Below are 15,359 nucleotides of genomic sequence, written 5' to 3'. Positions count from 1 at the left end.
ATGCGGCCTTGTTCAACGATCGGTGCCGTGCGGGACGGTTCGGATTACTTCACCAATCCGTTCTCATCCATGCGGTGCAGGAAGGCCGCCATATCGCAGCGGGATACGTCAAGGTAGGGGCGGAACGTCTTGGTGCCGTCTTTTTCCTCCCAGCCCTTCGAGACTCCTGAGGCTGCAAGCCATAGGATGGCTTCGCGGTGCGGTGTATCGGCGACAACATCGGCAAAGGAGGCAATCGCACCCTCGTCGATCGTGGGGTTGCCAGCCAAGCGATAGAGGAACGCGGCCATGTCGCAGCGCTTCACGATCTCGAACGGCCGGAAGCTGTACGTTCCGTCATGGTTGTCCCAACCCTTTGAAATGCCCTTATATGCCAGCCAGAGGATGGCGCGTCGATGCGGCGTGTTCTGGTTGACATCGGAGAAGCGCGGGGCGGCGTTCTCGTCGAATTCCGGCTCGCCCGCCAAGCGGTAGAGGAAGGCCGCCATGTCGCAGCGCTTCACCGTGTCGTACGGCCGGAAGCTGTGGGTGCCGTCCTCGTTATCCCAACCCTTCGAGATTCCCTCGGCGGCGAGCCATGCGATGTGGTCCTTGTGCGGGGTGGATGCGTCTACATCGTTGAATGAAGGTGTTTCAGGAGAAGGCTTCTCGGGTGCTTTGCCCGACGTATCCATGAAATACCACATTCCGTCTTTGTGGACGAGGAGCATATCTTTGGAATCCAGCGTTCCCATATCGTAGATGCTGTCGAAGATCGCAGGCATGGCCAGTTCCTGCGTCTTTGTGTTGATGGCGCCGTAGTGGCCCTCGCCATCTCCAACATAGGTGAGCTGTCCGTTGAATATGGTGTTGCCGGCAACAACATAGTTGTATTTGCCCGTCTGCATGAGATCGAGGTTCGCACTGTAGAGCTTCTTAGGGAGATGGTGCTTCGTGCTGTGCTCGTTGGTTAGAAGCGGGAATGCGAGGTTGCCCTTGATGAGATAGGGCGAGTCGAGGTCCAGGCGGCCGTCAAGCTCCTTGATGACGTTGAGTTTTGAGTCGAGATAGCGACTTGGACCATTGAATAGGTGTAAACCTGGGAATTGGAAGAGTCGGAGCTCTGCATTCTCAAGCAAGTATGCGGGACCCTGATCGGTCCATGTCTTCGTTGATTCGATGAGCCAGTGCTCGTTTGGATCAAACGTCTGAAGCGTACGTCCGGAAGAGTCCAAGATGGCGGTTACCATCGCAAGGGAGTAATCGCCAATGGAGACGTCGGTCTTTTTAATGATGAACTGGTTGAGTGCGGAATAGGTGATGTTGTTACTCTGGACGGTTTCGAGTAGCTTTGCCTGTCCGTTAGGTCGATCAACATAATAGGAGTATGTACCGTGGTCGTCGGTCCAGCATAGCGATGCGTCGCTGTGGGCGAGTCTGGTCACGCTAGCGTAGCCCTTGCCGGAAAACAGCTCCGTGCCATCGAGCGTGAAGTAGCGGTATGTCAACGCGCCTTCCTCCGCCCACAAAAGCGGGAGTTCGCCGTCGTTGGTCTGCACATAGACGGAACGGAACGGACCGCTGATCACCTTCTCGCTACCGTCGGGCTGCGTGATCATGACCTTGGCGATTTGGTTTCCGTTCCGTTGTAGCCGCACCGTGTAGAACTGGTCTTTATACACGAGTTCGTTATCAAAATCGATGCCGGGATAGTCTTCGGTATGAAGCTCCATGCGGTTGTTGGAAACCGTGACGTAGGTGTGCTTGTTGAGGTTCGTATAGATGTCGATCTGTTTTCCATCATCCGAGTTGTAGACGCCTTCAACCACCGTGGCCCCTTGGAAGCCCTGAAGGGTGTGGAGCGTTTCTCCCGAATCGAGGTCGACGAGCTTCAATTCGATACCGTTCTGGCGGACCCATGCGCCGATGGCGAGCTTGTCACTGTAGAGGATTGCCGCTCCATCGCAGTCGGTTAGCACGAGACGTCCTTGAGCGTTCACCACAACGACCTTGTCGTTGGTCGTATCGATCGCGCGTATGCCACCGTGGGAACGGGCGAATTCTCCGCTAATCGATGCACGGCCGTCGCTTAGCGGCTCGAACGGCTTGTAGCGGAAATCCTTGCTTGCCGTTACGTCTCCGTATTGATCGGTTTGGTAGCCCGTTTTAAAGAGGACGGTTCCGTCGGAGGCAACGAGATCGAGCTCGTAGACGGTGGTTTCGCCGGATTTGCGTACGGTTTTTGCCATTTGCGCATTGCCGTTTACCACGCCGTAGACGTCATCGTAGACGAGGCCCTTTGACAGGACGGTGCCTCCCCACGAGCCTGCTTGTGCGGCAAACGGCAGCGCGCACAGGCAGAGTGCCGCTACGGTTGCGGCGAGGACTGCCTTGATGTTCTTTTGCACTATCTGCTCCTTCCTCGAACCCCTAGCGCGGGGACCTAGCTAGCTGCATATATCGTAACGGTTTGCACGGACACATGCGCGTCGATGCTGGTAGTTGGTATGCGATCATGCGCATCGGTATCCTGATGGCGAGATGGGATTGCGTTTCGGGTCGGTTGTCGGGCTGGAAACGGGTGCCTTAGGGTTGCTGCGCCTCGATCCGCGGGGGTTCTTGCTGATTGTTCAGCAAGTTGGCGGGCCATGCCGCAAGGTAATCCAGGCTGCGCGTGCGCAGCGTTTCGTAGCGCTGCTCTGTTTGCTCGCTTACATCGTAGCGTGCGAATAAATCTGCGGCTTGGGTGTAGGCTGCTACGTTGTATGGCTGATCTTGAAGTGCACGCAGAAGCACGAGTTCCGCTTCTTCGGGGCGGTCTGCGGTGTAGAGGCAGCGGGCAAGCGCCGTCATGCCCGGCGTCGTAACGGTGATGGGGTCTCTTCTCTGCAGCTTGAGAACGGCTTCGCATTCGTCTTGTCTGGTGCAGCATTGGTAGAGGCGCGTGCGCACGGTCTGGTCACGACAGGCGAGCGGATCTTTGGCAATCTGCTGCGAAGCGGCATGAGGACCCAAGGCTTGAATATCGGTAAGAATCTGGTTTTCGCGAACGTCGAACGTGAGCGCGCTTGCGCCGCAAGCGAGGAGGATGATGACAAGGGCGGCGGGTAAGAGGAATCTTGCCCGAGCGCGCTGATCGGGGGTGGAGCTGGCCGTACACGCGGTCGAGGCGAGCTCTCTATTGGAGAGTAGGGCGAGCACGAGCAGCATGATGATCGATCCGAACGCTAGGTCGAAGTCGACGAGCGCATGGAGAAGTAGCAGCGTTGCGGCAGCGTGCGTGCCCGGTATTCGGTCTTCTGTTGCCTTTAGCGTGCCTTTCCATAGCGTCACCATGCAGAGCACGGCCAGCGTGGTGCCGATCAGCCCATAGGACAGGGTGAACCCCAGGTAGCTGTTGTGGATCACGTTCGCGGTGTACTGCGCCGATTGCACCCGGGGGTGCACGACGCGCCATTGCTGTGGTCCGATGCCGATATGCGGCGCAGAGGCGAGAGCGCGCGTTCCATCTATGGTTTGTATGAGCCGTTCCATACCCGTTTGCAATGCCGAATCGAGGCGATCGGGGGCGCCGATGCAGATGGCGAACACGGCCAGTGCACCGATACCGAGGACCGCGATGGCGATCTTGCTAGTCGACGCTTTCGTTTGCGTGGCGTTGTCCCGCTTCAGTCGAGTCAGCTTGAGGTTTTTGAGCACCCATGCGCACCCAACGATTGCGATGACGGTGAACGTTCCCATCGATTGCGTCAGAGCGGTGCAGATGATCGGGGCCGTGACGAGCGCCTTTGCTGCACGGGTGCGAGCCTGTGACCATACGAGGCAGCTCATGACGGCGAAGTAGGCGCCCGCGGTGTTGGCGTACTGGAATGTGAACTGCAGGCGTCCGTCTACGACGGCGCCAGGATAGGGGAGCACGCGGGCGAACATGAGAAGCGCGACGACCGAGAAGAGCACGCTCTCGTACGCGATCAACTGGATGGCGGAGCGCTTCTCGGCTTGTGAGAGCTGCAGCCAGTACGTTGCCGTGGCTATGGCGAGGGCTGGTCGCGCCATAGCCGCAAGTGTTTCGTAGCTCGCGATCCCGTCGAGGAGCGGCCGTGCCGCGCACCACGCGAGCATGCAGATGGCAATTGCCGCCGATATGGCGAGGAGAGGCGGGGTGCAGCCGCTTTTCTCGTTTCGAGATGCTCCCGCGCCTGTTGTGGCGAACGCCTTCCATTTCCCGCGCCGCACGACAGCGCGCGCCAGAGCGAGTAGCGAAAAAGCGATTACCGCCAGAGCGCACAACGCTGGATAATATCCACCTTGAAATGCGATAAGTGCTGCAATTATTACTACTGGCGTTGAGGTCGAAACGGTAGCGTTGCGCGCGCCGAAACTGTATGCCATTTGCCATCCCCTTTCTTTGGATACAGGATATCTGATAAGGCTGAAACTGTGTTAAAGCTAAAGGGGCTGCTATTAAAGTATTACCTGACGAAATACGGGGGCTTCCATTGACACATACAGATTTGTTTGCCGTTTGTCGATAGCAATCATGTTGCACAACAATAGTTGATAGACCAGTGTTAGCGTTGGTCTTAATGATCCCATGAGATTTTGCGGTTCTGTTCTTATGGAGGGGTGTAAATGGAAGCGCTGAACACGAGAATTCGATTATTAGCTGTTGTTTGGGTTGTGATATTTGCCTCAGCACTGGGGTTCCCATTGTCAGGTTATGCGGTAGCCCCCGAACTCTCCGGAGCTGTTGATTCAATTGAATGGTCTATCTCAGACGGGTGCTTAAATGTTCGTCCTGCTGGCGGTGCGCAGGAAGGCCGTTTGGAAAACCATGACGGTAGCTATCCATGGGATGGCTACCGTTCCCTTATTAGAGAGGTCGGCTTTGAGGGAAGCGTAGCCGTCGCTACTGCAAAGGGGATGTTTAGGGATTGCTCCAATCTCGTTAACGTGGATCTCCGGGGGCTCGACACTGCGAATGTAACTGATATGCAATCGATGTTTTCAGGCTGCGACTCTTTGAGCGAGTTGTCAATTGACCAACTTAACACGCGGTCTGTGGTTAATATGGGCTCCATGTTCAGCGGTTGCAAGAGCTTACTAAGAATGAGCCTCTACAGTGTTTATATGGGTAACGTGCAGACGATTATGGGCATGTTCAGAGGCTGCGAATCTCTTGAATACGTTGAATTCTCCATGGCGAACACGCCTTCGCTCAGGTATGCAATGGGATTATTTGAGAACTGCAAGAGCCTTGTATCAATTAATTTTGGCCAACTTGATACTTCACTTGTTGAAAACATGAGTTATGTATTCAAGGGCTGTAGTAGTTTGACTAGTTTTGATGTGTGGCCTGTTTCGATAAATTCTGCTACAACGCTTGATAGCATGTTCGCTGATTGCAGCTCTTTGGAATCTGTGAATCTGTACCTTGGGGATACATCTTCGGTGCGGAGCTTTGCTGATATGTTTAGGGGGTGCACAAGCCTTGGCGCCCTTTCACTTGATATGAATACCGTATCTGGCGAGGATTTTTCTGGGATGTTTTCCCAATGCAGCAGTTTAAGAATTGCTGATTTGTCGTCGTTCGTTACCCCTAGGGCTACCGATATCTCGGGCATGTTTGCAGGTTGCTCGCTCCTGGAGTCCTTAGACTTGAGTGGTTTCGATACAAGGAATGTTCGTTCTGCCAATAATCTCTTTGATGGGGTGCTCAATCTTCGACATGTAAAAACCGGCAATAACTTAACGTTCAATCCTTCATATAACTGCTCTTTTTCTCTTCCGAGGCCCGACAAGCTTCCTTCTTATTATGGAGCGACGGGCAATTGGTTTGATTACATTACTCTGACAACGTATGATTCGGATAATATTCCGAGCTTTGTCGCTGCTGACTATTATGCTGAAAGGGCATTTCAGAATTCTTTAATTATGGTTGATTTGACTCCTCAGGACTACACTGGAAAGCCCTTGACGGTTCCTATTTCCTCTTCCCTAAAGGTTGAAGAGGATTATCGCGTGAGGTATTTGAACAACATAAATCCTGGCGTTGGTGTCGTTGAGATATATGGCATTGGCCAATATTTGGGCTGTCATGCATCTTATTCGTTTGATATTCTTAAAATTGATCCAAATTACGATATTCCCGACAATCTTGTAGCCAATGCTGGCCAACGGCTTTCAGAGATCGTGCTTCCGAACGGGTTTGGCTGGCAGGAGCAATCGGAGCAGGTCACCGTCGGGGGGCCTGGAGATCATACTCATTTGGCTTATTTCATACCTGAAAATACCGATATTTATAATGTCGTGTATGACATTCCTATTGTTATTCACGTTTCGGGTGATCTTGCTGCAGAGATGTTCGATATTGATTTGACGGATGTCGTATATAACGCGAGGCCTCACTACCCGAAGGTTTTATCTAGCTTGCGCGAAAACGATGACTACATCGTGAAATATGGAAATAACATAGACGCTGGTCAAGGTTCAATTCATATAGAGGGATGTGGAGCGTATCGCGGTTCCCTGGACTTCAATTTCAAGATTCTTAAAGCTACTCCATCATATTCAGTTCCTAGTGAGCTAAGGGCGACGTATGGGCAGCTGCTGTCGGCGGTTTGCCTGCCGTCAGGATTTGCATGGCAAGACGATCCAAATTCCACCCAGGTCGGTGAGCCCGGGCGGCAGAGGTTCCTTGTGAGCTTTACTCCTGAAGATACGGACAACTACATGGTTGTCAATGACATTCCCGTTCTTGTGAAAGTTACGAAGTCTCTGGATGAGGGTATGTTCAGAATGGAGGTAAATGAATATACGTATACGGGAAAGCCTATCGAACCCCGTGTTACTTCCTCGCTGATGCTAGATCAAGATTATGAAGTGTCTTATATCGATAATATCAATGCTGGACAGGCTTGGATCAAAATTGATGGCTGCGGTATATATGATGGATCGCTGAAATTCCCGTTTACAATTCAGAAAGCGGTTCCTTCTTTCGTTGCTCCTGATGGTTTTGTCGCCGCGTACGGTCAGCTGCTAAGTGATATACGTCTTCCTCATGGTTTTGCGTGGCAAGACGATGCTCTCTTGAACACACTGGGCGTGCATGAGTATATGGTTTCGTTTACTCCAGATGACTCTCTGAATTATGAGGTTGTTAAAGACATTGCGGTTACCGTCACTGTTAACAAATCTATTTCTGTTGATATGTTTAAGGTCGACGTGAGGGATGTTGTATATAACGGGGCCGAGCACCGTCCTTCGGTTTCTTCCAATTTGACGCCTGAAGTAGACTATCGAGTGATCTATAAGAACAATATAAATGCTGGTATTGGTTTAATTCGTATTGAGGGAATAGGTTCCTATGCCGGTTCCTTGGAATATGAATTTGAGATATTGAAAGCTGATCCCGAGTGCGCGGTGCCTAAAGACTTGCATTTAACTTATGGTGAGTCTCTGGGAGATATTGAACTCCCCGATGGTTGGAGCTGGCAGAACCAGTCGGCAAGACCTTCCGATTTAGGTTGGAATTCTTTTCTGGCGGACTACACTCCAGCCGACGTGAACAACTATAATTCCTTAACTGACGTAGCTATAGAGGTGTTTGTTGATCCTAGGTATATCGAACTTCCTGCTATAGATCCCTTGGTGTATAGCGGCAAGCACCAGGTTGCATCGGTACCGTCTTCTGATGATTATGTAGTTGTTTCAAATTCAGGCGGTATCAATGCGGGTTCGTATAGCGTTTGTATCCATCTTGCGGATCCTGAGCACACTCGTTGGATAAACGGGTCGGCTGAGGATGTGCAAATCAGTTATGCAATTTCACCGCGGACGCTAGCGGGTGTTAGCTTCACTGAGATTCCAGGACAGATATTTAATGGGCGTCCTATTACGCCTACACCTGATTTGTCCTACAACGGCATCTCTTTGGTTAAAGATGTTGACTATATCGTAGAGTATGACTCCAATGCTAATGCTGGAGCTGCTGTCGCCATTGTTACCGGTAGGGGTAATTATACTGGTTCGCTTCGTATTCCGTTTTCCATTAAGCCACTTGACCTTGGGGAGGGTGTCGTAGCTGACGATATTCCGCGTCAGGAATATGACGGTTTACCTCTGTGCCCCAGTGTCAGCTTATCGTTTAACGGTATCAAGTTGGTCTTAGGACAAGACTATTCTGTTGAATATCTTAATAACGATCGCCCTGGAACGGGCCGTGCTCGGGTTACCGGAATGGGTAATTACGTTGGCCATTTGGATCTGTCGTTCTCAATCAGCTTAGCCGATCGTCCTGAAAACTACGGCAGCCTTGTTGATCAGGGTTCGTGCGGCACAGGCGTAACGTGGGAGGTGTACGACTCGGGCCTGCTGATCATTGATGGTGCGGGTAAGATGGACTTCCGGGGCTCCTACGAGGGTCCGTGGGTGAGGAAGTACGGTGAAACTATCCGTGGAATAATTGTTGGTGAAAAAGTTGAATATATCTGCAGCGATGCATTTAGGGGCTTGCATAACAGCCAGATATTGATGTTCAAGGGCTCGTGGTCCCGCGACCGATTCCATAACGATGCTATGGACGGCTTCGATATTAACCATCACAGCGTAATTCTGCGCACTCCCGGGGACGCTTCTTGGAAGCAGTACAAACCCTGGATTCCTAGTATGTTTGATATAAATTGGGCAACGATGCGCGACATTGGAATTTGTGGCGAGAGTGCCTTCTGGGTCCAAAACGAAGACGGCATGTTGGAGATCTGTGGCGCCGGGGAGGTCTCTGAGGACATCTTTACCGAGGATGGGAGCCTGGCAACATCGGTGGTTGTTCGTGAGGGCATCACAGGATTTGGTGACGTTTCTTTTTCCGATTATTCGTATAACAATCTCAAGTCATTCACCTTTGCTAATTCGGTGCGCGTTCTCCCCGACGGTATGTTTGCGTACAACGATGTCATCGAGCGTATTGCCGTTCCACAGGGTATAACGTCCATACCATCCCGCTTTTGTAGGGGCTGCTCAAAACTAGCGAGCTTCGACTTGCCCAGTGGCTTGACCTCTATAGGCTCGGAGGCATTTGAGGATTGTTCCATTCTGACGAGTATTAGTCTCCCTGATAGTCTGACCTCGATTGGTGATGGGGCATTTAGAGATTGCGAGCAATTTGCCCCCTCCATACTGCCTGCCGGTCTAATTGAGATCGGAGAATATGCTTTCTACGGTTGCGCCGCTGTTGATAACGTTGTGATTCCTGAAAATGTTGCTTCGATCGGGCAACGGGCGCTTTCGTTCCCCGTGAAGCGTTTTGATTTCAAGGGCGCCCTGCCGTCATTCAGTTCGGCGTTCAACGATTCCGAGGCCATCGCCACCCATCGGCCTGGTGATCCAAGCTGGGATACGACTGACAAATTCAGCTTCGGAAAGAATGTAACGTGGTTTACGCTTGGTGCTGATGGCAACTTGGTTGAGGATGGCTACATCAGCTCGAATGAAACTACAGTGCTTGAGTACGGTAAGTTTTCCACGGAGACGCAGTTCAAGGACTGGTGGTTCCATGCATTCAAATTCACGGTCGAGGAGTCTGGCCCTGTTAAGTTGAATTTCAGCTTGGATTTCTTCCCCAACTGCACCCATCAGAGCATTTCGATATCGCTTATGTCTTGCAGGGGCAACGATGGTCAGAAAATTGCCAATTGGCAATATCGTGACGACGAGCTCGTATGGGATGACAAGACGGTTAATCTTGAGGCCGGAGACTATTATCTCGAGGTTTCTTACTTCACCTCGCACTCCGGAAACTTCGGATCGATTTCGGTTTCATATGAGTATCCGAACGTATTCAACGATGTGTACTCTTCGACCCCGCACAACGAGCATATCCAATGGCTCGCTCGTAAGGGAATCTCTAAGGGCTGGGACAACGGCAACGGTACTTTCAGTTTCCGTCCCTATGCGATCGTAGCCCGCGCCGACATGGCCGCCTTCCTGTACCGTCTCGCGGGCGAGCCCGCGTTTGACGAGTCTTCGGCGCCTCAGTTCACCGATGTCGATGCCTGGACGCCGCACCGTCGCGCCATCCTGTGGCTAGCATCCACCGGCATCTCCAAGGGCTGGAACAACGGCAACGGCACCTTCAGTTTCCGTCCGTATGCCAACGTCGTGCGCGCCGACATGGCCGCGTTCCTCTACCGCCTCGCCGGCGAGCCTGCATTCGACGAATCTTCGGTTCCCGGCTTTGCAGATGTGAGCGCCTCCACGCCGCACCGTCGCGCCATCCTGTGGCTGGCGTCCTCCGGCGTATCCAAAGGCTGGGACGAGCCGAACGGCACCAAGACGTTCCGACCTTACCTGGAGGTCGCGCGTTGCGACATGGCCGCCTTCCTGCACCGCATGGAGCAAAACGGCCTGGTGAATAAGGGGTAGCGATATAGCTGCAGGTGGTTTACTTCTTTCCGAGTGAACTCTATTAGGGCTCGTCGAATATCGATTCGACGAGCCCTCTTATTTAGGTTCATAGGTGACTTGCCGCTTACTGATTCTGCTCCTAATTGTTGCGCAACAAACCGCTGTTGCGTGGCGATATAGTAAAAATGACCATTGTGGTTGGTTCTGTTCATTTAGGGGAAGGAGCAAAATGCTAAAACCTGTTAGTCGCGCGCTTGGCCATGTAGGAGTGCTTGCGTTAGCATGCGCTTGCCTGGTTGCGCCTACGACAGCGCATGCCGTTGAGAGCTTGGCTGTAAATCTCGATGGCGCGGCTCTCGCATGAACTGGAGGGGCTCGAGGAGGTCGTGTCTGACCAATGGGAGCCAGCTGAGCAGGTTGAGGCCAAGGCCCTTGACCAACTCAAGGACTCTTACGCCGACATCGCTGATACGGAGGCGGTATCGGCGCCTAAGATGCTTTCTAAGAACGATGCTCGTTTGGGCGGCAGCTATCCCGTTCAGGATGGTGTCACGAAGTGGGTGAGCGTAGACCGCAATACGCTCTTTACCGATTTTACGTTTACGATCCGCCGATCGACGGTTGTTCGATTTGCGGCTCGTACAACGTCGTATCGCAGCTCGGCTTCATTTATGATCCAGAACGAGCATGATCAGGGCTGTATTATTGGTCTTGCTAAGTACGGCCTCGATATGGAAGCGTTCCCCGTCGCGCTTCCCGCTGGTACCTATACGGTAACTGCGCTTATCAGTACTGATTATTCCGGTAGCCTGGGCTTTGTATACGAGACCGTGCCCGGCATGGATAAATATGCCGATCAGTACGCGTACGAGTACGAGGATAACGGCAGCATAGAGGACGCCACGCCCCTTGCTGCCCATAATGGCGCCCTGGGCTTCCTATATAACGCTGCCTTGAGTGGGACTACGCAGGAAATCGCCGATCTTGATTACTACAAGTTCACGCTTTCCAAGCCGGGCTCCGTTCGCGTGATGCTTGCTGGCCTGCCTGGCATCATGTATGCACTCGAGAACGTGCGGGGCGACATTCTGCACTTTGGTCTCGATCCAAACGAGAATGCCCTGGTTGGTCAGACGCCGTATTATGGCGGTTCGTTGGATGAAACAACGGCCACCTTCTTCGAGACCGGTGTGCTTCCTGCTGGCACCTACTACATCGTAGTTGTGAGCGATCTGCCTCGCGTGGCTGGATCTCCTTATATTGTCGGCTACGAGGTTACTCCGAGCATCTTCATGGATGTGACCGCCAACACCCCGCACCTCGAGCATATCAACTGGCTTGCTAACGCTGGCATTTCCAAGGGTTGGCGTGAGCCCAACGGCTATACGTTCCGCCCCTTCGCCAACGTCGCTCGCGCCGACATGGCGGCCTTCCTGTATCGCCTCGTTGGCTCGCCCGAGTACACGCCTTCCGCAGCCGAGCGCGCGAAGTTCCGCGATGTCGATTCCAGCACCCCGCACGCCAAGGAGATCTGGTGGCTTGCTTCCACTGGCATCAGCGCTGGTTGGAACATGGGCAACGGCGTGTACGAGTTCCGTCCTTATGCTGAGGTGACGCGTTGCGACATGGCCGCGTTCCTGTATCGCCTTGCTGGTTCGCCTGCGTTCGAGCCCAATGCTTCCGAGCGCGCGGCGTTCCGCGACGTGAACGCCAGCACCCCGCATGCGAACGAGATCTTCTGGCTCGCCTCCTCTGGCATTTCCACGGGCTGGAATGAGTCCGATGGATCCAAGACGTTCCGTCCGTACAACATCGTCGTTCGCTGCGACATGTCGGCTTTCCTGCATCGCATGTCCGACTACGGCCTGCTGCCCGCGGAGTAGCCGCGCCGGTTCCGATTGAGTTTGTGGCGCTGAGTTTCACGTGATCACAGGCTCTTTAACGTAAAGGTGCCCGTCGGTTGTAGCCGACGGGCACCTTTTGTGTAGCGGAGTGTATCGCAGCTATTGCTGGATTGAACTACCTCATGCTGCCTTGATTGACGTGGCGCCCGCCATGGAACTCATCCGTGACGGGCGCATTGCTGTAGACGGGCCTGCTCGTCGGTGCTCGCGTGGGCTAGGCTTCGCCCACCAGCCCCTTCTCGTCCATGCGGTGGAGGAACGCGGCCATGTCGGCGCGCTTCACCGTGTCGTAGGGGCGGAAGGTCATCGTGCCGTCCGGCTCGGTCCAGCCCTTGGAGATCTCGTTGGAGGCGAGCCAGAGGATGGAGGCGCGGTGCGGCGTCGAGCTCCCGACGTCCGCGAACGGGCTGCCCGCCGAGGGGGCCGCCGCCCTGGTCGCGGCGGAGAGCCGGTCGAGGAACGCGGCCATGTCGCAGCGCTTCACCGTGTCGTAGGGGCGGAAGGTCCTGGTGCCGTCCGCCTCGTCCCATCCGGCCGAGATGCCCTGCGCAGCGAGCCACCAGACCTCGCGGGCGTGCGGCGTCCCCTCGTCCACGTCGCGAAACGCGGCGCACTGCTCCGCCGTGGGCTCGAAGGCGGGCTCTCCCGCCATGCGGTAGAGGAACGCCGCCATGTCGCAGCGGGCGACCTCGGCATAGGGGCGGAAGGAGTAGGTGCCGTCGCCGTTGCCCCAGCCCTTCGACACGCCGCTCGCCGCGAGCCAGGCGATGTGCTCGGCATGTGGCGTCTCGCCGGCGACCACGTCGCTGAAGGCGGGCGCCTGGGGCTGCGGCTCCCGCCCCGTCACGTCCATGAAGTACCATTTGCCGTCGCGCTTCACCAGGATGGTGGAGTCGTCCAGGTTTTCGCCCAGGTCGCAGATGTTCTCGAATGCAATCGGAATCATCTCGCGTCCCCGATCGTCCAAAGCACCGTAGCGCCCCTTGCCATCGGTGACGTAATTGAGCTCCCCGCGCCCTGCGGCACCGGCCGCCCGTACGCGCTGCATGCCGTTCAGGAGCGCGGGCTGGATGTTCTTGTCGAAGAGGGGGAGCGGCCTGTTGCCGTAGGGGGACGCCGTATTGGGAAGGAGATGGGCGAGCATCTCGCCATCGATTTCCTGGGCGACGCCGAGGTCCCCATCGAACTCGGTTATGAGATTCAGGTCCTTATCGTAATAGGCGTTCTTACCATGTTGCTCTTGCACACGATAAATTTCCGGCGAGGGGGCGGGGTAGTCTTCCTCGTTGTAGTACACCTTCCAGAAATACAAGCACTGCTCGCTAGGATCGAATGCCAGCCGCACGGATCCCGTGCGGTCGAAAATGCGCGTGAGGCGCCGTTCCCCTGTGTAGTTCCCAATGACTTCCGTGATGTAGGATCCCACGACCTCGCAGGTGCCGTGTTCCGCCGTATGCAATGGCGTTCCCGCGCTTTCATCCGGGCGGCATATCTCGTAAGTAGGCCAGCCATCGACGCTGCGACTGCAAAGGTACTCGGTGCCGTTTTCGATACGTACGATGCGGCTAAAGCCCCTGCCTGCAAAGAGCTCCGCGCCATCGATTGTGTAGAAGTGCGTTTCGTATGCGCCGCCGTTGTCTTTTGAAGTCGTAATAATGCCGTCGGAGCTACAGCTTGTATTCAGGAACGGGCCGCGAATGATGAAGGACGTGCCATCGGGCAGGGTGAACGAGAGGTCTCGCGCCTCCGTGAGCTTGATGGTGTAGCCGTTGCTCGTGTGCACGTTATCTGGATCGTAGGGCGGCAGGGGAGGTCTTGAATCCGGATCGCTGTAATCGATATGCATCTTGTTGTCGATAATCTCGATGCTGTGCCGCGCGCGCTCATCGTCAGACGTCTGGGCATACCAAGACACGCTCCAGTCGCCATCGTATTGCGGGTCGAAGCCGTTGAAAAAGCTGATGCTGCGGATGGCGTCACCCATTCTTTGCTGGTCCAGAAGCCGTCCCGATGCTGTGTCCCACAGCTTGAGGTCGAGTGCGCCGTCGTTCAACCGCGCCTCGATCGCTTGGCTGATGCCAGGGGCTGTTGCAATGCCGTCAGCTCCGGAGACGAATGTCTCTCCCGCCGGGGTCACATAACTATAGCTATCGTCCTCGTTGCTCTGGACGACGATGCTCCCGTCACCGGACCTGAACGCGTACGACGAGCCAGGGCCCCTGCCGCCCCATCCGCTCGCTGGTCGATACGCGTATGATTCATGCGGTAGCATCTGCGGATATGGGTCATCGTTGAAGATGAATCCGGTGCTGAACTTTACGGTGCCGTCGGAGCCTACCAGGTCCATCTGCATGACGTCGAGACCGGCCTGCTCATCGACCTTCTTCGTCATGATGGCGTTGCCGCCCACTACGCCGTACACGTCGTCGTAGACGAGTCCTTTGGAAAGGACAGTCCCTCCCCAGGAGCCCGCCTGGGCCGCGAGCGGTGGTAAGCACAGCACAATGAGGGCCATCGCGCCCAGCAGGATGCTCATGAGCGGTCCGCGTACCGATTCACGCCCATAGCGGTCCGGCTTCTGGTGCCGTGGCGCGTGTTGTTGCGCCGCCTTCCATGCCCGTCCGGGTCGCCGCCCCTGCTCGGATTGTCGTCTCTGTGCGTTCATGCGTATCGGTCTCCTTCCGCGCTTTCTGGCTTAAGAGGTTTACCATCAATAGTACGCCGCCGCCCTTTGGCGTCCGAGATGGGTCGGGGAGCGGTTCGAACGCGTAATGTGCCAGGCGCCCCCGGCCGCTTGGCATGATCGCTCGCGACCGGGGACGCTGCATAGCTGGTTGTTCACTTGCCTGGAAACCTGTGAAGTCGAATCGGGCTGTATGGGTCATGGATTGGCTTGAATGAGCCTTACCAGCTACTTCGCTTCGCCCACCAGCCCCTTCTCGTCCATGCAGCGCAGATGGGTCCGTACATGCCCCAATGGTTTTCACGTGCCGGTTTGCAGTCACTGTACCCATTACAGTTTGAGCCGTCCGTAAGGGCGGCTCTTTCACCTTCAAGGCATTACGATTGGGC

At 54.9% G+C, this 15,359-nt stretch carries 5 protein-coding genes; 2 read left to right on the top strand and 3 right to left on the bottom strand.

Annotated features, from left to right (window positions below; translation table 11 throughout):
* Positions 1–44 precede the first annotated feature (44 nt).
* Complete coding sequence (locus tag E4J93_RS02275; protein WP_147587871.1) at positions 45–2,387, bottom strand: S-layer homology domain-containing protein; 2,343 nt, start codon at positions 2,385–2,387, stop codon at positions 45–47.
* 178 nt (positions 2,388–2,565) lie between these two features.
* Complete coding sequence (locus tag E4J93_RS02270) at positions 2,566–4,371, bottom strand: O-antigen ligase (protein ID WP_147587870.1); 1,806 nt, start codon at positions 4,369–4,371, stop codon at positions 2,566–2,568.
* A 240-nt stretch (positions 4,372–4,611) separates the two neighbouring features.
* Here E4J93_RS02270 and E4J93_RS02265 point away from each other — a divergent pair, with 240 nt between their 5' ends.
* Positions 4,612–10,401 (top strand): leucine-rich repeat protein, encoded by a 5,790-nt coding sequence (locus tag E4J93_RS02265; RefSeq protein ID WP_147587869.1) that lies wholly within the window; start codon positions 4,612–4,614, stop codon positions 10,399–10,401.
* Positions 10,402–10,769: 368 nt separating this feature from the next.
* On the top strand, positions 10,770–12,266 hold the full coding sequence (locus E4J93_RS02260) for an S-layer homology domain-containing protein (protein WP_222705676.1): 1,497 nt from the start codon (positions 10,770–10,772) through the stop codon (positions 12,264–12,266).
* A 235-nt stretch (positions 12,267–12,501) separates the two neighbouring features.
* On the opposite strand, the gene E4J93_RS02255 is transcribed toward E4J93_RS02260, so the two are convergent.
* Positions 12,502–14,823 (bottom strand): S-layer homology domain-containing protein, encoded by a 2,322-nt coding sequence (locus E4J93_RS02255; protein ID WP_187231573.1) that lies wholly within the window; start codon positions 14,821–14,823, stop codon positions 12,502–12,504.
* Positions 14,824–15,359 lie beyond the last annotated feature (536 nt).

It is taken from the genome of Collinsella sp. BA40, from assembly GCF_008014645.1.
Classification (GTDB): Bacteria; Actinomycetota; Coriobacteriia; order Coriobacteriales; family Coriobacteriaceae; genus Collinsella.
Note: the sequence above shows the minus strand (reverse complement) of the source record. Positions and strands in the feature narration are given on the sequence as shown.